Source organism: Pseudomonas sp. GL-B-26, from assembly GCF_019947405.1.
Lineage (GTDB): Bacteria > Pseudomonadota > Gammaproteobacteria > Pseudomonadales > Pseudomonadaceae > Aquipseudomonas.
Genome location: NZ_JAGYGJ010000061.1, coordinates 1 through 22,246 on the forward strand (window position 1 = coordinate 1; position 22,246 = coordinate 22,246).

Consider the following 22,246-nt stretch of genomic DNA (forward strand, 5'->3'; position numbering starts at 1 on the left):
GCTCGCGAATGCGGTGTGTCAGGCACATCGATGGCGAATGACACACCGCATTCGCGAGCAAGCCCGCTCCCACATTAGATGGTGTGCAGGCGGATTTGGTCGTCGTGATCCACATGGGCGACGACCGACTCATAGCTGGGGAGCGTGGCGTGCGGGGTCTCGATCGGATGATCGTGGGTCGCGGTCACCACGATAAGGCCCGCGCCCGCAGCCTCGGCCGCGAGAATGCCCACGGTGGCGTCTTCGAAAATCAGGCAATCGGCCGGTTCAACGCCCAAACGCTTGGCCGCCAGTCGATAGCCTGCGGGATCGGGTTTGCCGGCACTGACGTCTTCGGCAGTGACCATCACCAAGGGCTGCGGAATACCCGCCGCGGCCATCCGCCGTAGCGCCAATGCCTTTGGCGCCGAGGTGACGATGGCCCACTGGTTGGCGGGCAGCGACTTCAGGAAGTTCGCCGCGCCAGGCACTTCGATGATCCCCTCGACATCCTCGATTTCCGCCTCGGTGATGAACGCCGCTTCAGCCTCGGCATCCACCCCTGGCAACGACAGACGATTGATGGTGTCGATGGCGCGAACGCCATGGATAGAGGGCAGGAATGAGTCGACATCGACGCCGTGGCGCAAGGCCCAGGCCGCCCAGATCCGCTCGGCAGCGGCGATGGAATTGAGGACGGTGCCGTCCATATCAAACAGAAAAGCGCGGTACGGGGTGTTGAAGACAGATTCTTGAGCAGACAAGGGGGAGCTTCCTCTCGCAAGTGCCAGGCGGGTTCGCCGAACAATGTAGCATTTGCGAGGAGCTGCCGAACGCGGCCCGAGCCTTCGGCAACTCCTGCAGAGGATTTCCTTGCTAAGCGGGACGCGGTGCTTCAACAGGCGGGGTGCCGTCGTGAAACATCGTCTTCAGTTGAGCACGCAGTTCCGGTGAGTCGGTGTGCTTGTGAACACTGACCGCATGCTGTGCGGCGGCCTCGAGCAGTTCGTTTTCAGAGTCTGCGGACAGAGCAACCGAGCATTTGGCATCGCTTGGAAACTCGCGGCAGTCGATGTATTTACGCGCCATGATCTTCTCCTCCCTACGACGAAGGCAGGCCGTGGCCTGCGTGAACGATCACCCGACGCGTCACCCCATACATCAAACACGATTGCAGGTCGCACCGAGTGTGCCGACTCTTGAAGTATAGGCCCGCCACAAGGCGCATCGTGACAGGTTGTAGTGGTCTGATGTGCAGCAGGTTCTAAAGAGTATTTTTCGACTTCAAGGCACCTTCCACACAGTCCAGCAACTGCCCAAGCGCCCACGGTTTCTTGATGAACGACACCGAATGCCTGACCCCGGCGCTTTCCGGTGTTTCGAAACCCGACATGATCATGATCGGCTTGTCCGGCCAGCGATCGCCAAACAGATTGGCCAGGTCCGCGCCATTGAGTTTGCCCGGCATGGTGATGTCCGTGAGCAATAGACGGACGGCTTCGGCGTGTTGCTCCAGATACTTCGACGCGGCATCCGCGCTGGTCTGCGGTTCAACCACAAAGCCTTCGTCCTGAAGAATTTCGCAGAGAAACTCCAGGATCAGCGGGTCGTCCTCAACCACAAGAATCAATTTGCCAAGGAGATGATCGCCCGCCGTCGATACTGGTCCCATGACTGTGCCACTCCCTGATTGCCTGAATGATTTCGCGCGCTTAAATCCGCTACCTATTCAGGTATGAGCAGCGGACTTCGCGGAAATTCATTTTTGATGCAATTGGGCGACGAATCAGGCGCCATGCAGCGCTGTATGGGCGCCTGCAAACCAGGGTCTGGCCTCGAAGAAGGGTGTTGGGATCAGTACGACGGAGCGTCTTTTTTCATGGCGTCCTTGGACATCGAGTCCTTCTTCATTCCGTCCTTGCTCATGGCGTCCTTGGACATGGTGTCTTTCTTCATCGCGTCCTTGCTCATGGAATCCTTGGACATGGCGTCCTTTTTCATCGTGTCTTTGTGCATGGCGTCTATAGACATTGAATCCTTGCTCATGCTGTCGTTGCTCATGCTGTTATTGGTTGTTGCATCGGCGGCAAACACGCTTGCGGCGCCAAACGCCAGGCACATGGACAGTACGGTGGTCGCTAATTTTTTCATGATGAAACTCCTTGAAGCACAGGTTGCGAATGAGCGCAGCGGGTACTGCGCAGTAAAGTGGCCAGGCGCCATCAGCTACCACCGAACCAGTTGTAGCCCTGGTCTTCCCAGTAGCCACCCGGATAGGTGTTGGTGACGAAAATCGCCTGAATGTGTTTGGGATTCTTGTAGCCCAGCTTGGTGGGCATGCGCAGTTTCATCGGGAAGCCGTACTGGCGAGGCAGCACCGCGCCGTCATAGGTCAGCGTCAACAAGGTCTGCGAGTGCAGCGCAGTGGCCATGTCGATGCTGGTGTAGTAGTCGTCCGCGCATTTGAAGCCGACAAATTTGGCATCCGTGTCGGCACCGACCCGCTTCAGGAAGTCGCTGAACCGCACGCCGCCCCAGCGCCCGATCGCGCTCCAGCCTTCCACGCAGATGTGTCGGGTAATTTGTTCGGTCTGCGCCATGGCGCGCAGTTCTTCCAGGTGCCAGCTGCGCTTGTCCGCGACCATGCCGGTCACTTCCAGTCGATAACTCTCTTCCTCCACCGTCGGCGCCTCGTCGATGCCGTAGAAGGCATTGAAAGGAAACGGCCGGGTGATCATCGACTCGGGATAGGTCGGTGCCAGGGCGTTGGGATTGAACAGCCAGCCCTGCACCCTGTCGTTGAAGCGAGACATTGAGGACAGCGCGGTCTCGACGCTTTCGTTGTCGGTGAGGTTGCAGCCGGACAACATGGCCACGCCACCAAGGGTCAGGCCGCGCATCAGGAACGAGCGACGTGAGCGGTCCTCGATCTGTGGTGCGAGGATCTTTCTGGCGTCTGTCAGGATGGACGACTCGTCCAGCCCTGAGCCTTGAATGCGCTTTTTCATAGGACCTCCTTGCGACCGACAATCATGGCCCACAACGTTTTGGGAACCAGCGCGACCATCACCAGATGAACCGCGACAAAGGCCACCAACAGCGACATCGCGATGAAGTGCACGTGCCGTGCGCCTTCGTAACCGCCGAGCAGTTCACGCAACAGCGGAAACTGGACGGACTTCCACAACACCAGCCCGGAAATCACCAGCAGCGTGATGTCGACCATCACGAACAGATACGCCACCCGTTGCACCTGGTTGTAATGACTCAGGTCGGCATGCCCCAACCGCCCTCTCAACGCGGCCCACAGGTCATGCAGGACACCTTTAGGCGAAACCGGGAAAAAGCGCCGTTTCAGACGACCACTGACGAGGTTGATGATCAGGTAGACAAGACCGTTGACGGCCAGAAACCACATCGCCGCGAAATGCCATTGCAATGCGCCGCCGAGCCAGCCGCCCAACGTGATTGCCTTGGGAAAACTGAAGTCATACAGCGGAGACGCGTTATAGATTCGCCAACCGCTGGTGACCATGACCAACACCGCCAGGGCGTTCAGCCAATGGGTCAGCCGTAGCCAGCGAGGATGAGTGCTGACTGTGGGTGAAGCAGGTAACTGCGACATATTCGGCTCCCGGCGGTTGATCGTTGGAGCCGATTATGCGAGCCGACAGATCGCCAAATCCTCACGTAAAGTTAAATAAAACGTGATAACTACCCCCTAATAACCTGTGGTCCGCCCTTGGCTCAATTGTGGTTAAAATGCCGCCCCCACAAATTGCTGGCCCTGCCCGATGAACGCTGACGCTCTCTCCACCCTCCACGACCATTTAATGACGGCTCTGGCGGCTGCCCCCGCCGAAACCCGCCGGCTGTTCCACGGCCGTGGCCGGTGCTGGCCGGGGCTGGAGCAATTGACCGTGGACTGGCTGCAAGGCGTGGTGCTGGTGTCGCTGTTCAAGGAACCCGAAGCGTCGCAGCTGGAAGCGTTGAAACAGAAGCTGATGGACCTCACGCACTCGCCTGCGTGGACGCAATCCAGCGCGCACACGCTCTTGCTGCAACATCGCTACCTGCTGCAAAGCACCACCGAGTGGCTGTTGGGGGACGCGATCGACGAAATGACGATCACCGAGGGCGGCCTGCATTACCGTGTCGACCTGGGCCGCAAACAGAACACCGGCCTGTTCCTCGACATGCGTTATGGCCGCGACTGGGTGCGGGCCAATACCCAGGGCAAGCGGGTGCTGAATCTGTTCGCCTACACCTGCGGATTCTCGGTGGCGGCCATTGAAGGTGGGGCAACGCACGTGGTCAATCTGGACATGTCCAGCCCGGCCTTGAGCCGTGGCCGCGACAATCACCGGCTCAACGGCCACGACCTGAGCAAGGTGACGTTCCTCGGTCATGACCTGTTCAAGTCCTGGGGCAAGGTGATTGGCAAGGGCCCTTACGACCTGGTAATCATCGACCCACCGTCCTTTCAGAAAGGCAGTTTTTTGCTGACCAAGGACTACCAGCGCGTGCTGCGCCGACTGCCGGAATTGCTCAGCCCTCAGGGCACGGTGCTGGCGTGCATGAACGATCCGGCGTTCGGTGCGGACTTCCTCATCGACGGCGTCACCCGCGAAGCACCGAGCCTACGGTTCGAGCAACGGCTGGACAATCCACCGGAGTTTCCGGACGCCGATGTTGAATGCGGGTTGAAGGCGTTGGTGTTCAGGCTGGAGGATTGAGCACCAGCGCAAACAACTCACCATGCCCATTCACATTGAGCTTGTGATAGAGATTGCGTCGGTGCACCTTCACCGTCTCCGGGGAAATGCCCATCTGCTGGGCGATGGCCTTGCTTGAGAAGCCCTGAAGAATCAGGCGCGCCGTTTCGATTTCCCGCACCGACAGACGCGCGTCGAAACGATCCAGCAGGGTCGCCAGATCCCCGGCCACCGCCTCGGCGGCCGGTCCTTCCGGCGGCATCAATTGCAGGTGACGGCGCATCGCCGCCAACACCCAATCGCGCACGCAAAGCAGGCGGCCCTGTTCCTCAAGCGTGAATCGCGTCGAGCGTCCCAACGACAAACCGAGCACGGCGCCATCGACGTTGATCATGAACTGCAACTCGTCGCCGCCCACCACCGTGCGGAAGTAGCTCAGGTAGTACTCGCTCTGCTGGAACTGGTCGGGGGCCACCGATTCGAGGCTGTGAAAACCGTCGGCTATACCGGCACAGGCGGCCTGATAAAACGGATCGAGCAGGTACATCCCGGCGCTGTAGTCCGCCAGTTCTTCTTGCTCGGCAGCACCGCCCTTTGAGTCGAAATCGATCAGCAGACGCGGCACCCGCCCGGCCCGCATCACCGCGACCAACGCGTTGTCCATCGGCACCAGCAGCCGCAGCGTGTCGACCAGCGCACGCCAGAACCCGTCCTGCCCCACGGCACCAAATACCCGCGCCAGCCCTTGGTGCACGGGTAACTCTTTCAACAACGCGTCCACGCACTACCCCTTTTGAGTAACCCATGATGGGAATGGGTGAGTCCACTCCCGGTCGATACGCTGCAAGCACCTGATCATCACCGGCCTGCAGCAGGCCAGGAGTGCCGCATCATGAGTCGTCACCGCTCGTATATCAATCTTGGACTGGGCGCCTGTTTGTCGGTCTCGCTATCGGCGGTTGCCGCCGACGGCCCGACGGTTCACGTCTACAACTGGTATGACTACATTGGTCCCACGACCCTGCAGGATTTCAAGCGTGACACCGGGATTGCGCCGGTCTACGACACCTTCGACAGCGCCGAAGTGCTGGAAGGCAAATTGCTCACCAGCCGCAGCGGATACGACGTGGTGGTGGCCAGCAACTTCAGCTTGCCGACCCTGATCAAGGCCGGCGCCCTTGCACCTCTGCCCCACGCCCAGATGCCCGATTTCAAAAACATGGACGCTGATCTGCTGGCGAAACTGGCCAAAAACGACCCGGGCAACCAGTACGCCGTGCCTTATCTGTGGGGCACCAACGGCATCGGCTACAACATCGACAAAGTTCGCGCGGCGCTGGGCGACAAGGCGCCGGTGGATTCGTGGGACCTGGTGTTCAACGAAGAAAACCTGGCCAAACTCGGCCAGTGCGGCGTGGCCATGCTCGACTCGCCGGCCGAGATGCTGCCGGTCGCCCTGCACTACCTTGGTCTGCCCCCCAACAGCACCAACCCCGAGGACTATAAGAAGGCCGAAGCACTGCTGCTCAAGCTGCGTCCGCACATCGCCTACTTCAACTCATCCAAATTCATCAGCGACCTGGCCAACGGCAACATTTGCGTGGCGGTGGGTTGGTCCGGCGCGATGCTGGAAGCCAAGACCAATGCCGAGCAGGCGAACAACGGCGTGAAGATTGCCTACAGCCTGCCGAAAGAAGGCGCGCCAGTGTGGTTCGACACCCTGGTGTTGCTCAAGGACGCGCCGCACCCGGAACAGGGTCTGGCCTTCATCGACTACCTGATGCGCCCCGACGTCATTGCGCCGGTCAGTGATCACCTCTCCTACCCCAACGGCAACCGCAGCGCGACGCCACTGGTGGCCGAAGCGACCCGCAACAACCCGGCCGTGTATCCGTCGGCCGAAGCCATGGCCACGTTATTCACCCTTCAGCCGCTGCCGCCCGCCACCGAGCGCGTGCGGACGCGGATCTGGAGCAAAGTCAAAAACGGTCAATAAACCCGATGAAATCTGTAGCAGCTGTCGAGCCTGCGAGGCTGCGTTCGGCTGCGCAGCAGTCGTGAAATCAGGCAGTGCGTTGTTTCAGGTGGACCGAGATTTCAGGATTTACGACTGCTTCGCAGCCGAACGCAGCCTCGCAAGCTCGACAGCTGCTACAGGGATTGCGTTAACCAATAACTTTTTTGAAAAAATTGAAGATGAGAGAAACGATGAAACCACGTGCCCGCGACCTGAACATCCAGTTCGGCCAACTGCAACCCGGCCCGCTCAACGCCATCACCGATGTGCCCGGCGTACGGGTCGGCCACAGCAATGTGCGAGGACGCACCGCGAACGGCCGCGACATCCTGACCGGCGTCACCGTGATCGAGCCGCGTGCCGGTTCCACCAGCCTGCAACCGTGCTTTGCCGGCGTCCATGTGCTCAACGGCAACGGTGACGCCACGGGTCTTGAGTGGATTCGCGAGGCCGGCCTGTTGACCAGCCCGATCGCCTTCACCAACACCCACAGCCTGGGTGTGGTGCGCGATGCGCTGGTGACGCTGGATCGTCAGGAGCAACCCGATGACGGGCGACTCTACTGGAACATGCCAGTGGTGCTGGAAACCTTCGACGGTCTGCTCAACGACATCAACGGTTTCCATGTGAAGGTCGAACATGTGGCCGAAGCCCTGCGCACGGCGGTGGGCGGTCCAGTGACCGAAGGAGCCGTCGGAGGCGGCAGCGGCATGATCTGCCACGAATTCAAGGGCGGAATCGGCACCGCTTCGCGACGCCTGAGCAGTGCTCAGGGCGGCTGGACCGTCGGCGCCATCGTCCAGGCCAACCACGGCATCCGCGACGAGTTGCGCGTCGATGGCTATCCGGTCGGGCGTTACATGGAAAAGGCCGACTCGCCGTTCCTCAAAGCGTCCTTGCCGCATCCGGGCATGGGCTCGATTGTCGTCTGCCTGGCCACCGATGCGCCGTTGCTGCCACACCAGTGCACGCGCCTCGCGCAACGCGCCAGCCTTGGCCTTGCCCGCACCGGCGGCGGAAATGAAGACCACAGCGGTGACATCTTCATCGCCTTCGCCACCGGTAATCAGCACGTGCCGCCGGCCGCTTACGAGAGTAAGCGAGCGCCGACCACCGACAACCTGAGCATGGTCAACAACGACCACATCAGCGAGTTGTTCCTCGCCGCAACCGAGGCGGTGGAGGAAGCGATCATCAATGCCTTGTTGGCCTCCGACACCGCCGAGGGCAATGGCCATGCGGTGCCGGGACTGGACGCCGGGACGCTGCTCAACGCCTTGCGTCGGGCGGGCTGGCCGGGTGAACAGGTCTAACAGGATTGAGGTGTCTGGAGGCCGCAAAGAGCTCGCGACCGAGGCTTTTCGCGGCGTCCAGGTGCACCGCCGGATCCTCAATTTCCGATTCAAGCAACAGCTCGGACGTCACCACCCGCGCACCGCAATAATCAAAAATCCCATGGTCAATCTGCGTCTTCATGGCCTCGGCATAACCGTGCCGGGCGTAGGTTGCAGCGTCGGCACCGCCCACACCGATCAAGTGAACCCGCAGGTGGCCAAGCTTCTTCTCCAGCTTGGCATCCGCCGTGAAATCGAACGCCCAGCCGTTGGCGAACACCCGATCAATCCAGCCCTTGAGCAGCGCCGGCATCGACCACCAGTAAACGGGATAAACCAGCACTACCGCATCGGCGCGGTCTATCCGCGCTTGCTCGGCAACCACATCACCAGGGGGCGGCGCTTCCCGGTGATGCACCGCCAGATCAGCGGGGCTGAACCTCGGATCGAACCCTTCGGCCGAGATGTCGGCGATTTCAAGGGTATGACCAGGGTCGTCCAGGGCGATGCCCTGAGCGACTTGCGCAACCAGGCTATGGGTAAGCGAACGAGGATCATGATGAGCCACAACGATAAGCGCGTGCATGCTGGAAACTCCTGATTGAGAGCACAGGGCGGACCTTATATACTCTTGGTAAGTTACGATCAGTAAGTTACTTTTGGTACATAGCCATGTCAACCACCGAAACAGACGCGCAAGATTCCACGCCGCAACCGCGACGACGAATGTCCCGGGAGGACCGCCAACGCCAGCTACTGGACGTCGCCTGGCAACTCGTTCGGGAAGAAGGCACCGACGCGCTGACATTGGGGCGACTTGCCGAGCTAGCCGGGATCACCAAACCGGTGGTGTACGATCACTTCACCACGCGACCCGGGCTGTTAGCGACGCTCTATCAAGACTTCGATGCCCGGCAGACAGCGCTAATGGATGCTGCGCTTCAGAGCAGCGAACCGACTTTACCCGGCACCGCCAGGGTGATCGCTTCGTCGTACGTCGACTGCGTGCTGCTTCAGGGCAACGAGATTCCCGGCGTCATCGCGGCTCTGGCCAGCTCCCCGGAACTGGAGAAGATCAAGCGTGAGTACGAAGCGATTTTCCTGAACAAGTGCCGAACCGCCCTCGCCCCTTTCGCCGGCACAGGTGAGATCAAGGCAGCGGGATTGCGGGCGATGCTCGGTGCGGCGGAAGCCTTGTCACACGCCGCTGCGAATGGAGAAATCAGCGCCGGGCAGGCACAGGACGAACTGTACGAAACCATCATCGCCATGGTCGAAAGAAGTGCCCGTGGCAACGCTGAAAACATCGCGGAAACTGACGCCGGACCGATGGATTCGACTAGCGGTACTTGAGCGCCAACCCCCAACTTTCTACGATGATTCTACGCAGCCGCTTGTTTGCTCAAGCCGTTGCGTAAGTGGTGGGTGAAATGAACCCCTATCAAGCTCACCACTTGTTTCATGCGCATCTTGAGCCTCGAGGGCTCTACTTCCTCCCCATCAAAGAGCCTTGAGGCTCTTTTTTATCTTCACGAAATCCAGACAAGAAAAAGCCCGGAATCTGGCCGGGCTTTGCGCTATCTACAGGACAACAAAAATCCCCTGTGGGAGCGAGCTTGCTCCCACAGTTAACCGAGTTCACCCAGTCGCTCCCGCACAAACTCATTCGCCTTGCGCGTCATCTGGTCCAGATGCCGGTCACGCTGTTTTTCCGCATCGAGCATGGCCCGCTTGCCGTGTTTTTGCAGCAGGTACGTATGAATCTGTCGCACCTCGAGCGAGCTGTAGATCGATGCCACATCCAGCAGGGCCATCAAGCCATCACTGCCGTGATCGCGGGTGTTCATCAGTACTTGAGTCGCGCGCACGCCCACCACCTGAAACCCCATTGCCTCAAAATATGGCACCTTGGCCACCGCGCACGTCAGCTCGGCATGCGGGTAGCGGCCGACCATTTCCTGCAGCATCCGCCGGGCAATACCTTGGCGCCGATGGCTGGCACTCACCGCCATATACGCAACACCGCATGCATCGGGATCGTCCTTGACCGGCAGGTACAGCAAGAAGCCGACGACCTTCTCGGGGTCGTCTTCGTCGGTCGCGACGAGCAACTCCACCGCAATCCCTTTCGCCCCGTTCAACGCCTCCAGATAGAGGTGAACCTCGTAGCCGATCGCGTACTGGTACACGTTGTACAACAGGTTACTCGGCGCGATAGCGACCATGCTGATGTCGGTCAGGTAATCGACCACCATTTGCAGAATCTGGCTATTGATGTGCTCTGGGCACGGGGTTTTGAAATGGGTGATCTGGGGCATTCGTGGCTCTGACTCTGGGGCGGACGTGAAGAGTGTGTTCGCGGGCGTGCCTATCATAACGTGCCGGGGCAGCGTGCGCCGCAGCACGTTACTGCTGCGGCGCCACCATCCGAAACCGGATATTGATCTTGTCAGAGACAACACCACTGGCCCACTCACCTTCACCGACTTTGAAGTCGCTGCGCTTGAGCGTCAACTGGCCATCGAAAATCCCGATGGCGTTGACGGTCTTCAAGAGGACCGGTACCTCCACTTCACGCGTGATCCCCCTTAGCGTGAGTTTGCCGGTGATCGAGTAACGGTTGTCGCCCAGTACCTTCACGCCGGTCGATTCAAACGTCGCCACTGGATACGTTGCTGTGTTGAACCAGGCTGGTTTTTGCAATTCGCTGTTGGCGTCGCTGCTTCCGGCGTCGATGCTGTCGAGCTGGATGGTGAGCGCGGCCCGGCCTGCTGACGGGTTCGCCGTATCGAAATCAAGCGTGGCGTCGAACTTGCGGAACGTACCGTACACACGGGAAGAGAACTGTTTATACGTGAAGGAAATCGTACTGGCGGTTTCATTGACCTGCGTGTATTCGACCGCCTGGGCGAAAGGCAACGCGCCGAATGCAAGGGCGGTCACCAGCACGGCGCAGGTCGGGAATCGGTGTTTCATGGGATTCTCCGGTCGGGCTCCCGTCTTGAGCTGAGGCGCCGCACACGTGAGCCAGCGATAGGTGGACTAAAGCAAACAAACGCCGTTAATTCCACCTGCCGCTCAGACTTCCGACCACCTGTCGGCCCACGCCAATGGCCGTCCGATACGGCCGCTGTCCGGGTGTTTAATGACTGTCCCAACTCACCGCATCGGGAGACCGTCCATGAAATTCGTCATCATCGGAGGAAGCGGGCTGATCGGCAGCAAAGTCTGCAAGAACCTCCAGGATCTGGGGCATGAAGTCATATCAGCATCACCGAGTACCGGCATCAACGTCATCACCGGCGAGGGCCTGGCGGACGCGCTCAAGGGCGCCGACGTGGTGGTCGACGTGGCCAACTCCCCCTCATTCGAGGATCACGCGGCGTTGCATTTCTTTGAGACCGCCGGGCATAACCTGTTCGCTGCCGAGAAGGTAGCCGGCACCAAACACCATGTCGCCCTGTCAGTCGTGGGCACCGAACGGATGCTCGACAGTGGTTATTTCCGGGCCAAAATGGCCCAGGAAAAACTTATCAAGGCGTCGGGCGTTCCCTACACCATCCTGCGAGCCACGCAGTTCTTCGAGTTCATTGGTGCCATTGCTTACTCAGGCCGCGAGGACGGCAACACCATCCATTTATCGTCCGCCGCGTTGCAACCGGTGGCCTCGGTGGATGTCGCGGCCGCACTGACGGCTATCGCTCAAAAAGCGCCGATCAATCAGACCGTGGAAGTGGCCGGGCCAGATCGCCGCCCCATTGTCGAGTTCGTGAGTGAGTACCTGAAACACACCAAGGACCCGCGCGAAGCCGTTTCGGATGACACGGTTCCTTACTTCGGCGCCTCGATCAATGACAAGTCCCTCACGCCCGGCGATAACCCCATTGTCGGAGTGACCCGGTTTGAAGATTGGCTAGAGATCGCGCATCCCTCTTGAGTCGCTAGTAGCGGTGATGATCAGCGGGTCCAGCGAAACTGAACCCGCTCTCGCCGTCAGGTATCACCCATGCACAGGCAACGGCAGGTTCTTGGGCTTGAGCAGAAAGTGTGCCAGAGCCGGAACCAGTACCAAAGCGCCCACCATGTTCCAGATGAACATGAACCCCAGCAAAATGCCCATGTCGGCCTGAAACTTGATCGGCGACAGCACCCAGGTGAGCACGGCAACGCCCAGCGTAATCCCCGTCATCACCACCACCTTGCCCGTGGAAAGCAGGGCCAGGTAGTACGCATCCGACAGGCTTGAGCCATTGCGCAGATTAGTGAGTGTCACGCTGAGGATATACAGCGCGTAATCCACACCGATGCCCACGCCCAATGCGATGACGGGGAGCGTCGCCACCTTGACGCCGATGTTCAGACCGACCATCAAGGCCTCGCACAAAATAGACGTCAGCATCAGCGGCAGCACCGTACACACCACCGCCCGCCAGGATCTGAAGGTGATAAAGCACAGGGCGATGACGGCCGCGTACACCATGAACAGCATCTGCACGTTCGAACGCTTCACCACGATGTTGGTCGCCGCTTCGATCCCGGCATTGCCCGCCGCATTGAGGAACTGGAGCTGGTCGGTGTTATGGGTCGCCGCGAACTGCTCGACGGTCTCCACCACACTGGTGAGCGTGTCGGCCTTGTGGTCCTTGAGGTAGACATACACCGTCAGCAGGTCGCAGTTCTGGTTGAACAACTCGCGCGGTGCACGGGTGATGATCGCGTTCAATAGCCCCTGGTTACGGGGTATCTCATACCAGGTCATGCTGCCTTCATTCATGCCCGCTGCGGCCTGCTTGCTCAGCGCCGCCAACGAAGTCGTCGACACCACGCCCGGCAGTTGTTGCAGCTGCGCTTCCAGCGCATCGACCGACACCAATGTCTGATAGTTGGCGCAGAAGTATTGCGGTGTTTTCACCATCACCACGTACTTGTCGCTGCTGGCGGAAAAGTTGCTGACCATAAAGCGGTTGTCGCTGTTGTAGCGCGACTCCGGACGCAGTTCCGGCGCCCCGGGATTCAAGTCTCCGATCTTCACGTGCAGGCTGACGGCAAAGCCCGCCACCCCCAGCACCACGGCGATGAGGATGGCACCGCTCGCCCATTTGCGCTCGGTGAATCGATCCAGAAAAGCCCAGAACGGGTGCCGGGCGTGAAGCGCGTCCAGCTGCGAGAACTTGTCGTTCGCCGCTTCACGCTGAGCCGCCGCTTTGCTGACACCGGTGTACGACAACAGAATCGGCAACAGAATCAGGTTGGTGAAAATCAACGTCAGCACGCCGATTGTCGCAGCGACGGCCAGATCCTGAATCACCGGAATCTTGATGATCATCAACACCGCGAAACCCACGGCGTCGGCCACCAGCGCCATCAGACCGGTCAAAAACAACCGGCGAAAGGTGAAGCGTGCCGCCACCAGCTTGTCGGCTCCGCGCCCGATGTCCTGCATGATCCCGTTCATCTTCTGGGCGCCATGACTCAACCCGATGGCAAACACCAGGAACGGCACGAGGATCGAATACGGATCAAGGTCAAATCCCAGGGTGGGCAGCAATCCAAGCAACCAGACCACGGCGATGATCGAACACAGCAGCACCAGCAGCGTGCTGCGAATGCAGCGGGTGTACCAGAACAACACGATGCCGCAAATCACCAGCGTCGCGGCGAAGAACAGCTGCATCTGCCGCATGCCATCAATCAGATCGCCCACCACCTTGGCGAAACCGGTGATGTGGATTTTGATGTTGTCGGTTTCATACTTGGCCCGAATCTGTTCGAGCTGGCTTGAGAGCGCGTTGTAGTCCAGCGGTTTTCCGTCGTCTGAGGTGATGTCCTGAAGCGGTAAAAGCACGATGCTGGATTTGAAGTTAGAAGCCACGAGTCGGCCGACTTCGCCCGACCGTTCGACGTTTTGTCGAACCTGCTCCAGGCTGCCAGCAGAACCATCGTAGTTGTCAGGGATCACCGGGCCGCCGTCGAAACCCTCTTCCGTCACGCCGATCCAGCGGGTCGCCGGGGTCCACAGGGACTTCATGTATGACCGGTCGACGCCGGGAAGCAAAAAGACTTCGTCGTTGATTTTCTTGACCGTCTCAAGATAGGCGGCATCAAAAATGCTGCCCTGCCTGGCCTCGATCGCAATCCGCAAGGTATTGCCGCCCTCCCCCAATTGGCCGCGATTCTTCAGGTAGTTCTGCACATAGGGGTGATCCGTCGGGATCATTTTTTCGAAGGCCGCGTTGAGCTTCAAACTCAGCGCCTGGTAGCCGAACACCAGGCTGAGCAAGACACAGATGCCCAAAATGATGCGGCGGTGATTGAACAACAGCCGTTCAACCAGGGTGCCGGAAGAAGGATCGAAGGTGTCCGTTTGAGGGACGGTGTGAGGCTCGGCAGTACGCGTAAAGCTGTTCATTGATCGTGCTCCGACGATTCCACTGCGACCACGTACGACAGCATGCCGCGTGCACTGCTGATGATCAGGTCACCGTTCGCGGCTTGCGCCATGCCTGTGAAGTAACCGGGTTGAGCCACTTGAAGGAGAGAGGCTTTGGTATCGCCGCCCGCGAAACGCAGCACTCGGCCGGACTCATCGGTGAGCAGTACCGAGCCATCGTCAAGGCGCAGGCCGCTGGTCAAGGTGACGGGTTGCAAGGTGTCGAGGCGCTGCCAGGTATCGCCGCGATCTTTGGACTCGAAGGCTTTGCCTCGCAGCCCGAACGCCAGAATCGAGCCCTTGCTGGTCGCCTGGAGACCGAAAGTCGTGCCTTCATAGGGGGATGCCAGCGACTCGAAGGTCTGGCCCTCGTCACCTGAGCGCAACAACGTGCCCTGTTCGCCAGCGACGAAGAGGTCCGCCCCCTCCCGCTCGATGCTGTAGAGGTGCAATCCGTTCGGGTTATCTAGACGGGAGCGGATCGATTGCCAGCTGAGCCCGCCGTCATGCGTCACAAACGCGAGGCCGTACGCGCCCACCACCCAGCCGTTTTTGGCGTCCAGAAACAGCAGATCCAGCATCGGTTTGTCGGGGCCATCGTCTACCAGTTGCTGCGCTTGAGCGATTTTTTCCGCATCGTCGAAGCGTTTCGCTTCCTGCAGTTCGATCTCGGCTGCCTGGACGCCATCAAGCTGCTTGTTCCAGCTCAACCCGCCATCCTGGCTGTGCAAGACAACCCCGGCGTGCCCAACCGCCCAGCCTTGGAGGTCATCGATGAAACGAACCTTGACCAGCGTCATGCTGACCGGGGAACTGACTTGCTTCCAGGTGCCGCCGTTGTCATCAGAAACAATAATGAACCCTCGTTCGCCAACGGCCACCAGGCGTTGCCCTGCCCTCGCAACACTCAGCATGACCGACTGCGCCGCCATGGCGCTGGTGATCGATGGCTGCACCGGCAGTCCATCGGTTTGTGCCGCCGCAACCGTGCCGGTGAGCGCCGTGATGATCGACACGCTCAGCATGAACACCTTGAACGGTTGCAGATGTAAAAGCCTGGGAGTTTGAATACGCATTTTCGAGCCTCGATGATGCGGTTCGGTGGACGCCGCGTCAGTGGCACGGCGTCCATGGAACTCAAGTGTGAACACGCTGTTGCGAGGCTCAGCGCACCGACCCGGACGCTACCGAGTTACCGGTAAAGAAGTTCTCGGGTTTGCGAGGGATAACGCTGTAGGTTTCGCCGTTCAGGCTTTGCACGACGCTGTACGTCTTGGCTTGCAGGTTGTAGATCACCACCGGTTTCACCACCACCGCCGGGATGGAAGGCACAACGAATGGAAGCACTTGGGACACACGCCACAGCTTGCCTTCGGCGTCGTAGCCATCGACCAGCGAGACCGTCCAGCTGTCCTCATCGATGTAGAATTTGCGCTTGGGCACAGCATGGCGTTTGCCCGGGGCGACAGTCGCTTCCAGCTCCCAGACGCGATGCAGTTCCCAGCGCACCTTGTCCGAGTTGAGGTGGTTAGCCGCAAAGGCATCGTCGCGTTTTTCGGCGTTGAACTTGTTGTCGTTGTACGGGATGTACAGCTCTTTTTTGCCGACCAGTTTCCAGTCATAACGATCCGGGTGGCCGATGAAGCCATGCACCTCATCGAAGTAGTTGGCGCCCGAGGCCACGAAGTCTGGCGTGTCATACCCCACGGTCGGCGCGCGGCGCACGCGGCGTTGGCCGACGAGGTATTGCCAGGCTTCCCGCGGTTCCTGGGCGTTGATGCTGTCGTGCGTCACCAGCGACTCGCCGGCCTTGAACGGGGGTTCGTTAGTCAAGAAACGCAGCAGCGCATATTGCCCTGACCACTTATCCACGCCGCCATCCTTGAAGTAATACGGGTACTGCCAGTTCTCGACGCCACGGCTGGCCAGTGTTCGGGTGCCGTCAGCATTGCCGATGATGTTGGCATAGCCCATCTGAATGGATTCCGCCTCGACCCGCAGCAGGAAATTCCAGATGACCTCGTTGCCGGTTTTCGGGATCGGGAACGGAATGCCGCCGTAACAGCCCTCCACCGACAACCCATTGCTGGTGGTCTTGCACTGGGTCGCGTTGGTAAAGGTGTTTTGATAAACGCTGTCGGGGGCCGCGGCGGTTCGATGAGTCGGGTACACATCGAGATGGAAGGTGTCGGGATACTTGGCCAGCAAGGCTTTCGTCCCTTCGTTCAACTTATCCGCGTACTGCGCAGCGTTCTTCGCGGTGATCTGCAACAGCGGCTTCTCACCGGGGAACGGATCGGCCGGCATATCGCCGGATTTTGCCCCGGCCACTTCCTTGGTCAGTCCGCCTGTCCAGGCCGGAATGGAGCCATCGGCATTACCGGCCTTTTCGGCACCCATGGGGGTCAAGGTGGTTTTGAGCTTCGCCGCCTCGTCAGGACTCACCGCCGCGAATGCAGTGCTGGCACAGATTGAGATAGACAGGGTGGAAAGCAACAGCAGTTTAATTTTTGTCATTATCAGGGCCCGCCTGTTCTTTGCTTAAAAGGTTCGCTGGATCGAGAACGCCACAAAATCCCGGTCTTTCATGTTTTGCTGGTAAGTGAACGAGTTGGAGGAGTTGATGACAGGTCCCGCCTCACCGAAAAAGTTGGTGTAGGTCAGCGAGGCGTACCACTGTTTCTTGTAATCAGCCTTGAGGCCCAACGTCAGGTCCCCGCCATGTTCCGGGCCAAATGCCTGAGGCGTGACGGAAGAGCGCCCGGAAGGGTTGTAACCAATGGTGATCGGGGCTTGAACGTCGATGCCGGGGAAGACCTGGAAATACTGAGGTTCGAAGGTGAAACGCAGCGCGAAGGCATCGCGAGTGGTGTTGGGGTCCAGTTGATCGGCATTTTTGCTCACGCTCAGTCGACGGTTGAACGCCAGTTCACCGACGAACGAAGCACCGTCCCACAGTGCAGAGCCGCCGTAGACATTGACCATCGACACCTGGGCATGCCACGACTTGCCGATGGGGTAAGCCGGGGTGGAATCATTGTCGGAATCCATACCAGTGATGATCGTTCCGCCGACACCTGCCAACGGCGTGTCGAGCCGAATCGAGGTTTCACCGGCGATGTTGGCTTCGCCGACCAGGGTGCTGAAACTCGCCCCGAACACTTTGACGTCCTCGGGATAAACATTGACGAACGTGTCATCAGCACCGGGGACCAGCGCGGCCGGACGGAAGTAAAACACCGGGGTCTTTTCGTGGTATTTCGCGGCGTACAGACCGAATTCCCAGTCCTCGACGGCGAACTTCAGTTGCGCACCAAACTGCCCGGAATCCTTGGCATCGATGTCTTTGCCGTGGCGTAGCTCGCCGGTAGGAAAGAACACCCGCTCCCCGCCTTCGCCGACAAAATCCGCGCCGCTGAAGTAGCTGCCCGCTGCGGGCAGGCGCGTCTTGTTCCACTCGAATTGGTAGTAGGCGCCGACGCTGACCGTGTCGTTCAGCTGCCAGTTGCCTGACACCTGTTTGGTGGGCATCAGGATTTCCTTGAACTGCGAGCTGGGGACGGACTGAAGCTTCACCAGGTCAACGGTGGACTGCGCATTGGCGATGCCGTTGGCCCCAAAGAACAGGCTTTCACCATAGATTTGCGTGAACTGGCCGAGTCGCCCGGACAGCGAAGTCGTGCCGATTTCCTTCGAGCCATAAACAAACGCATCGAGGATTTCGGTGTGCTGTTCGTGGATGCGGCGGGTGTCGCTGGTGAACTCATCGTGCTCGACACTCAACGAGTTGGCGGTGCCGGGAGAGTCGTTATCGTTGTCGTGGGCGTAGACATTGTCGTACCAGGAGGCCGCGCTGAGACGAGCACCGACGTCTTTGTACTTGATGTCGAATTCGGACAAGACATCCAGGCGATTGGAAATGAGCCCGCGATCAAAGTTTCGGTCGCCATCGTCCAGGTTGGGATTGCTGTTGGACGTACCGGGGCCGACCGCGACCTTGTGATCGAGTTTGTTCACGCGCCAGGCGTTGCTGTACTTGATCGTGTTGTCCCAGGTCGCCGAAAGATCGGGATTACCGGTGTCGATCTGGAAGGCGTGCGAGGGCGTTGAGAGGCTCAGCAGCACCGTTGCGCTGACCGCGCAGGCGATGCTGGAAACCGGCAACGGGCAGAGCCGCTGGTTGGCTGTTTTCATGAAGATGTTCCTGTTTTTTTGTTTTTGTAAAAGGTCATCCACTCGCAGCATTGGCTGCGAATACCACGGGTGCTGCGGCGTTCCTTCCCTGTCCGTTCTGGTCAGATCTACGAGCCTGACCACTTATGCGTAAAACGTGTTTTATTGCATTCGATATCACTTTGTGCACAAAACGTAATCCTGCACAAATTCAATGTCAAGAACATTCGGGCGCTCATTCGGGTAGCTGGGGCGGGGAGTTGCGGCAGGCGGGACGTTCATGAGGACAGCAGAGGCATGAGCGTTGAAATGGATGACGGGAAGGTGGTTAGGGACAAAGGGCCGGTCTAGAGCGGCCGAACGATGGCTCGTCGATTTTCCCCTTGCGACGCAGGAAAATTTATGCGCAACGCGACATTCATCCTTTGCACCAAACAACTTTTTGCGCATAAAATCCGTTTAGTGCAAATTTCAGGATGACCCATCATGATCCCCTCCTCCCCCAACAGTCCGCTCATCGAAGTCGCGTTGACGAAGATGAAAAAAGCGATTGTTTGTTGCGAGCTGGCCCCCGGCGAAAAACTCAAAGTCGCCGAACTGTCCAAGACCTACGGGCTCAGCAGTTCGCCCATTCGTGAGGCACTCAATCGCCTGACGCAGGACGGCGTCGTCGAAGCCAGCGATAACAAAGGGTTCAGGGTTGCCCCGATTTCCACCACGGATTTTCGCGACATCACGCGGATGCGCTGTTTGCTGGAATGCGAGGCGCTAGGCGACGCCATCAAATTTGGCGATGACGCCTGGGAAGCCGATGTACTGGGCGCGTTTCACCGCTTGAATCTGGTTGAGAAAAAGCTCGGAACTGGCGTGCTGGTACTCGACGATGATTGGTCTACCCGGCATAAGGCGTTCCACTTCGCGCTGTTCGCGGCGTGCCCATCGCCGTTGATGCTGAAGATGATCGACTCGCTGTTTGACCGGGCCGAGCGTTACAGACGCTTCTCTGCCAAGCAGCGAATCAGGCAGCGTCACAAGGGCAATGAGCATCAGGATCTGATGGACGCTGCGCTGGCACGGGACTCTGAAAAAGCGGTGACGCTGCTGCGCAATCACATTCAGGACACCCTGGACCGGACCATTGAAGCGATCGAGCGGCAACAGGCCACGCTTCAATAACGGGATTGCAAAAAAAACCCTTCGCCATGCAACTGCTTTCGTGGGCAGTGCAAGGCGAAGGGTTTTTTCTCTTACTGGCTTAGTCCCTGCGCAAACCTGATCATCGGGTCGCTGGCGCCGCCATCACTCTGTGCAGCCTGTTCAGGCTTCTTGCTCCACAGCGCAAGCTCCATTCCCTCCAGCAACTCCATCGCCCAGGCAACCGTGACCGCCCCGCCGTACACGTAGTGATCCGGCCGCACGATGACGACATTGCAGCCTCGGCTCTCCAGCCATTGCGCCAACACCCCATCGACTTCCTGGTAATCATCCGCGGTGCGTGGACCTGTCTGTTGAGGGTCGACCAATCGCACGACATGAATAGGAAGGCCTTTGAGCGACTGACTGCTGCGCAGGCATCTCAACAAAGCGGTGGCGTCAAACCCAGGGGCAATGACCACTCGGAAGGACTGGCCGGTGAACTCATCCAGCAGCGCCGTCTTGCCGGCGTGGTTGATGACCATCGGTTGCGGAAACAGCTCACCGGCAGGCGCGACCTGCGCGACAAATCCTTGAGACAACCCCGGAATCAGCGATTGCCTGATGGTCCCTGCCGGGTTCTCCGTCATCTGCCGGATCAACCGCGCATCGCGGATTGCGGCTTTCTCACCGTCGCGTTCGCAAATCACGCCACCGAACTCCTTGGCCGCCATCGTCGTTTGGCGGACATGAGGAATTCGTTCGGTCTGGTAGGTATTCAGGAACGCCGGAGCTGCCAACCCCTCTTTCACCAGTGCGAGCTTCCAGACCAGGTTCAATGCATCGCGAATCCCCTGGCACATCCCTTGCGCCAGGAACGGCGGCGTCATGTGCGCCGCATCCCCGAGGAAGAAAACCCGGTCGGACTGCCACTGCTCCAGAATCAGTGCATGGAATCGATAAGCCGACGCCCGCCATAGCTGATAGTCGCCCTCCGGCAACCAGCGGGAGATCAGCTTCTTGATAGCTTCGGGGTGTGAGATTTCCGTCGGCTGTTCGTCAGGATTGATCATGAACTCCCAGCGCCGATGCTGACCCGGCCCGACGACAAAGGTGCAAGGCCTGGCCAGTTCGCAAAACTGCACGTTGGTCTTCGGCAGATGCTCGCCCGCCCCTTCATTGAGAATCACATCGACCACGAGCCACGGCTCATCGAAAGCCAGATCCTCCATCTTCAGGCCCAGTCGGGTGCGGATCGGGCTGGTGCCGCCATCACACGCCAACACATAGTCCGCTGTCACCGTGCGTTCGGTTCCGTCTTTGGCCTGAATGCGCACTTCCGCTTGCGAGCCCGTGGAATCGACCGACAGAACCTCCGAACCGAGTTCCACGGTGACCGACTTCAAATCGGCAATTTTGCCGCGCAGCGCACGCTCGACGGGCGGCTGCGAGAACACATAGTTCGGTGCCCAACCCAACGGAAAAGGAGGCTTGGCGGCATCAATGCGCTTGATCAGCGCAGAGCCGGTGGTTCGGTACTCCGAGGGACGATAAGGCATGACATGTTCGGCGATCTCATTGGCCAGGCCAATATTGCCGAAAACACGCATCACTTCGTGGTCAAACCCCATAGCCCTGGGGTTGGTGTACACCGTTTCAGACTTGTCCACGACGAGGGCCTTCAGCCCCCACATGCCAGCCAGATTTGCGCACAGAGCACCCACCGGACCCATTCCAACAATGATGACATCGTAGTCCATCGTCTACTCCGCTTTTTGTTTTTATCCAGTGCGACGTCTGGTTGATGAACAGGCATGTGCGCGCCCATCAACCAGGCTTCAACATCCACAGATCGGCGCATTGTCAGCCGATTCGAACCCGCTGTTCTTCGATCTTCGCGCGGATGGAGTTCTTCCACTCTTCTCGCGTCTGGAAGCCAGGGCGACGCTTACACATGGCTTCGGTCTGGGCCAGGATAACCTCGGTCGGCAGCTCCAGATCGAGAGGTTCCTTGCACGGTTGTGCGGTGTAGAACGGTGCATCGACATACATTTCGATGGGGTTGCCTTCAGGGTCTTTGAAGTACATCGACCAGGCGTTGCCGTGATCCACCTGAGCAATCCCTTCAATGCCACGGCTTTTGGCGAATTGGTAGTAAGTCTTCAAGTCATCCAGCGAGTCCAGCAGAAACGACAACTGATTGATCGGGTTGAAAGGCAGGTCGACGGGTTTGCCGTCGAAGAGCACGACCTGGTGATGCAATTCAGGGTTCTGCGTCATGAAAAACAGCCGATGACCCGTTGAGGCGACACCTTTGTCGCTGACGATAAAGCCTAAGGTGCGGCAGTAGAAATCGACCATGCGATCGAGGTCTGCGCAAAACACGCCGGAGTGGGTGAAATTGATAGTCGGTAAGGCGGGCATTTGGAACCTCCAGTTTTTATGATTGTGTAGAGGACAACGC

The 22,246-nt window shown here is 59.1% G+C and carries 22 protein-coding genes; 6 read left to right on the plus strand and 16 right to left on the minus strand.

The genetic code is table 11. From position 1 onward, the window contains the following. Window positions 1-74: 74 nt before the first annotated feature. The 6 genes from KGB23_RS27160 to KGB23_RS27185 form a co-directional block, all read right to left on the minus strand. Complete coding sequence (locus KGB23_RS27160) at window positions 75-743, minus strand: HAD-IA family hydrolase (protein WP_223433266.1); 669 nt, start codon at window positions 741-743, stop codon at window positions 75-77. A gap of 112 nt (window positions 744-855) precedes the next feature. After that, complete coding sequence (locus KGB23_RS27165; RefSeq protein WP_008156959.1) at window positions 856-1,068, minus strand: DUF1059 domain-containing protein; 213 nt, start codon at window positions 1,066-1,068, stop codon at window positions 856-858. Window positions 1,069-1,243: 175 nt separating this feature from the next. Beyond that, window positions 1,244-1,651: a response regulator gene (locus KGB23_RS27170; protein WP_223433267.1), complete on the minus strand. Its 408-nt coding sequence runs from the start codon at window positions 1,649-1,651 to the stop codon at window positions 1,244-1,246. 182 nt (window positions 1,652-1,833) lie between these two features. Continuing rightward, a complete protein-coding gene (locus KGB23_RS27175) occupies window positions 1,834-2,130 on the minus strand; it encodes a pentapeptide MXKDX repeat protein (protein ID WP_223433268.1) in 297 nt (98 codons plus the stop codon). Between the two features lie 71 nt (window positions 2,131-2,201). Beyond that, entirely contained in the window at window positions 2,202-2,987 is a 786-nt protein-coding gene (locus KGB23_RS27180) for a molybdopterin-dependent oxidoreductase (protein ID WP_223433269.1), read from the minus strand. Further along, complete coding sequence (locus KGB23_RS27185) at window positions 2,984-3,604, minus strand: cytochrome b/b6 domain-containing protein (RefSeq protein ID WP_150656132.1); 621 nt, start codon at window positions 3,602-3,604, stop codon at window positions 2,984-2,986. The genes KGB23_RS27180 and KGB23_RS27185 overlap by 4 nt, the downstream gene beginning before the upstream one ends. Window positions 3,605-3,773: 169 nt before the next feature. On the opposite strand from KGB23_RS27185, the gene KGB23_RS27190 reads away from it, so the two are divergent. Continuing rightward, a complete protein-coding gene (locus tag KGB23_RS27190) occupies window positions 3,774-4,715 on the plus strand; it encodes a class I SAM-dependent methyltransferase (RefSeq protein WP_223433270.1) in 942 nt (313 codons plus the stop codon). Here KGB23_RS27190 and KGB23_RS27195 read toward each other — a convergent pair. Next, the gene (locus tag KGB23_RS27195) at window positions 4,699-5,475 is read right to left on the minus strand and encodes a helix-turn-helix transcriptional regulator (protein WP_223433271.1); all 777 of its coding nucleotides are present in this window, start codon (window positions 5,473-5,475) and stop codon (window positions 4,699-4,701) included. The two genes, KGB23_RS27190 and KGB23_RS27195, sit on opposite strands and share 17 nt — an antisense overlap. A 111-nt stretch (window positions 5,476-5,586) precedes the next feature. On the opposite strand from KGB23_RS27195, the gene KGB23_RS27200 reads away from it, so the two are divergent. After that, window positions 5,587-6,690: an extracellular solute-binding protein gene (locus KGB23_RS27200; protein ID WP_223433272.1), complete on the plus strand. Its 1,104-nt coding sequence runs from the start codon at window positions 5,587-5,589 to the stop codon at window positions 6,688-6,690. A gap of 212 nt (window positions 6,691-6,902) precedes the next feature. Continuing rightward, entirely contained in the window at window positions 6,903-8,024 is a 1,122-nt protein-coding gene (locus tag KGB23_RS27205) for a P1 family peptidase (RefSeq protein WP_223433273.1), read from the plus strand. Here the strand turns inward: KGB23_RS27205 and KGB23_RS27210 are convergent. Further along, a complete protein-coding gene (locus tag KGB23_RS27210; RefSeq protein ID WP_223433274.1) occupies window positions 7,981-8,631 on the minus strand; it encodes an NAD(P)H-dependent oxidoreductase in 651 nt (216 codons plus the stop codon). The two genes, KGB23_RS27205 and KGB23_RS27210, sit on opposite strands and share 44 nt — an antisense overlap. Window positions 8,632-8,717: 86 nt before the next feature. Here KGB23_RS27210 and KGB23_RS27215 point away from each other — a divergent pair, with 86 nt between their 5' ends. Next, window positions 8,718-9,398, plus strand: coding sequence for a TetR/AcrR family transcriptional regulator (locus tag KGB23_RS27215; protein WP_223433275.1), 681 nt, complete (start codon window positions 8,718-8,720; stop codon window positions 9,396-9,398). 275 nt (window positions 9,399-9,673) lie between these two features. On the opposite strand, the gene KGB23_RS27220 is transcribed toward KGB23_RS27215, so the two are convergent. Continuing rightward, on the minus strand, window positions 9,674-10,363 hold the full coding sequence (locus KGB23_RS27220) for a GNAT family N-acetyltransferase (protein WP_223433276.1): 690 nt from the start codon (window positions 10,361-10,363) through the stop codon (window positions 9,674-9,676). A gap of 88 nt (window positions 10,364-10,451) precedes the next feature. After that, the gene (locus KGB23_RS27225) at window positions 10,452-11,021 is read right to left on the minus strand and encodes a YceI family protein (protein WP_223433277.1); all 570 of its coding nucleotides are present in this window, start codon (window positions 11,019-11,021) and stop codon (window positions 10,452-10,454) included. Window positions 11,022-11,226: 205 nt separating this feature from the next. Here KGB23_RS27225 and KGB23_RS27230 point away from each other — a divergent pair, with 205 nt between their 5' ends. Then, on the plus strand, window positions 11,227-11,982 hold the full coding sequence (locus KGB23_RS27230; protein ID WP_223433278.1) for an SDR family oxidoreductase: 756 nt from the start codon (window positions 11,227-11,229) through the stop codon (window positions 11,980-11,982). Between the two features lie 63 nt (window positions 11,983-12,045). On the opposite strand, the gene KGB23_RS27235 is transcribed toward KGB23_RS27230, so the two are convergent. From KGB23_RS27235 to KGB23_RS27250, 4 genes are all read right to left on the minus strand, one after another. Beyond that, window positions 12,046-14,454, minus strand: a complete 2,409-nt coding sequence (locus KGB23_RS27235) for an efflux RND transporter permease subunit (protein WP_223433279.1) — start codon at window positions 14,452-14,454, stop codon at window positions 12,046-12,048. After that, window positions 14,451-15,551 carry a WD40/YVTN/BNR-like repeat-containing protein gene (locus tag KGB23_RS27240; protein WP_223433280.1) on the minus strand — a complete coding sequence of 367 codons (1,101 nt, stop codon included), beginning with the start codon at window positions 15,549-15,551 and terminating at the stop codon, window positions 14,451-14,453. The genes KGB23_RS27235 and KGB23_RS27240 overlap by 4 nt, the downstream gene beginning before the upstream one ends. 88 nt (window positions 15,552-15,639) lie before the next feature. Next, entirely contained in the window at window positions 15,640-16,992 is a 1,353-nt protein-coding gene (locus KGB23_RS27245) for a DUF1329 domain-containing protein (protein ID WP_223433281.1), read from the minus strand. Between the two features lie 24 nt (window positions 16,993-17,016). Then, window positions 17,017-18,669, minus strand: a complete 1,653-nt coding sequence (locus KGB23_RS27250; protein WP_223433282.1) for a DUF1302 domain-containing protein — start codon at window positions 18,667-18,669, stop codon at window positions 17,017-17,019. A 465-nt stretch (window positions 18,670-19,134) separates the two neighbouring features. On the opposite strand from KGB23_RS27250, the gene KGB23_RS27255 reads away from it, so the two are divergent. Continuing rightward, window positions 19,135-19,824 (plus strand): GntR family transcriptional regulator, encoded by a 690-nt coding sequence (locus KGB23_RS27255; protein WP_134098866.1) that lies wholly within the window; start codon window positions 19,135-19,137, stop codon window positions 19,822-19,824. Between the two features lie 71 nt (window positions 19,825-19,895). Here KGB23_RS27255 and KGB23_RS27260 read toward each other — a convergent pair whose 3' ends face one another. Both KGB23_RS27260 and KGB23_RS27265 read right to left on the minus strand, forming a co-directional pair. After that, window positions 19,896-21,542 (minus strand): bifunctional 3-(3-hydroxy-phenyl)propionate/3-hydroxycinnamic acid hydroxylase, encoded by a 1,647-nt coding sequence (locus KGB23_RS27260; protein ID WP_223433283.1) that lies wholly within the window; start codon window positions 21,540-21,542, stop codon window positions 19,896-19,898. 103 nt (window positions 21,543-21,645) lie between these two features. Next, window positions 21,646-22,206, minus strand: coding sequence for a VOC family protein (locus KGB23_RS27265; protein WP_223433284.1), 561 nt, complete (start codon window positions 22,204-22,206; stop codon window positions 21,646-21,648). Window positions 22,207-22,246 lie beyond the last annotated feature (40 nt).

Bases quoted from the DNA above. Each gene is read 5' to 3' on its own strand.
- KGB23_RS27175 (WP_223433268.1), bottom strand. From the start codon at position 2,130: ATGAAAAAATTAGCGACCACCGTACTGTCCATGTGCCTGGCGTTTGGC.
- KGB23_RS27205 (WP_223433273.1), top strand. From the start codon at position 6,903: ATGAAACCACGTGCCCGCGACCTGAACATCCAGTTCGGCCAACTGCAA.
- KGB23_RS27260 (WP_223433283.1), bottom strand. From the start codon at position 21,542: ATGGACTACGATGTCATCATTGTTGGAATGGGTCCGGTGGGTGCTCTG.
- KGB23_RS27250 (WP_223433282.1), bottom strand. From the start codon at position 18,669: ATGAAAACAGCCAACCAGCGGCTCTGCCCGTTGCCGGTTTCCAGCATC.
- KGB23_RS27235 (WP_223433279.1), bottom strand. From the start codon at position 14,454: ATGAACAGCTTTACGCGTACTGCCGAGCCTCACACCGTCCCTCAAACG.
- KGB23_RS27220 (WP_223433276.1), bottom strand. From the start codon at position 10,363: ATGCCCCAGATCACCCATTTCAAAACCCCGTGCCCAGAGCACATCAAT.
- KGB23_RS27215 (WP_223433275.1), top strand. From the start codon at position 8,718: ATGTCAACCACCGAAACAGACGCGCAAGATTCCACGCCGCAACCGCGA.
- KGB23_RS27185 (WP_150656132.1), bottom strand. From the start codon at position 3,604: ATGTCGCAGTTACCTGCTTCACCCACAGTCAGCACTCATCCTCGCTGG.
- KGB23_RS27225 (WP_223433277.1), bottom strand. From the start codon at position 11,021: ATGAAACACCGATTCCCGACCTGCGCCGTGCTGGTGACCGCCCTTGCA.
- KGB23_RS27255 (WP_134098866.1), top strand. From the start codon at position 19,135: ATGATCCCCTCCTCCCCCAACAGTCCGCTCATCGAAGTCGCGTTGACG.
- KGB23_RS27180 (WP_223433269.1), bottom strand. From the start codon at position 2,987: ATGAAAAAGCGCATTCAAGGCTCAGGGCTGGACGAGTCGTCCATCCTG.
- KGB23_RS27240 (WP_223433280.1), bottom strand. From the start codon at position 15,551: ATGCGTATTCAAACTCCCAGGCTTTTACATCTGCAACCGTTCAAGGTG.
- KGB23_RS27165 (WP_008156959.1), bottom strand. From the start codon at position 1,068: ATGGCGCGTAAATACATCGACTGCCGCGAGTTTCCAAGCGATGCCAAA.
- KGB23_RS27170 (WP_223433267.1), bottom strand. From the start codon at position 1,651: ATGGGACCAGTATCGACGGCGGGCGATCATCTCCTTGGCAAATTGATT.
- KGB23_RS27245 (WP_223433281.1), bottom strand. From the start codon at position 16,992: ATGACAAAAATTAAACTGCTGTTGCTTTCCACCCTGTCTATCTCAATC.
- KGB23_RS27210 (WP_223433274.1), bottom strand. From the start codon at position 8,631: ATGCACGCGCTTATCGTTGTGGCTCATCATGATCCTCGTTCGCTTACC.
- KGB23_RS27190 (WP_223433270.1), top strand. From the start codon at position 3,774: ATGAACGCTGACGCTCTCTCCACCCTCCACGACCATTTAATGACGGCT.
- KGB23_RS27265 (WP_223433284.1), bottom strand. From the start codon at position 22,206: ATGCCCGCCTTACCGACTATCAATTTCACCCACTCCGGCGTGTTTTGC.
- KGB23_RS27230 (WP_223433278.1), top strand. From the start codon at position 11,227: ATGAAATTCGTCATCATCGGAGGAAGCGGGCTGATCGGCAGCAAAGTC.
- KGB23_RS27200 (WP_223433272.1), top strand. From the start codon at position 5,587: ATGAGTCGTCACCGCTCGTATATCAATCTTGGACTGGGCGCCTGTTTG.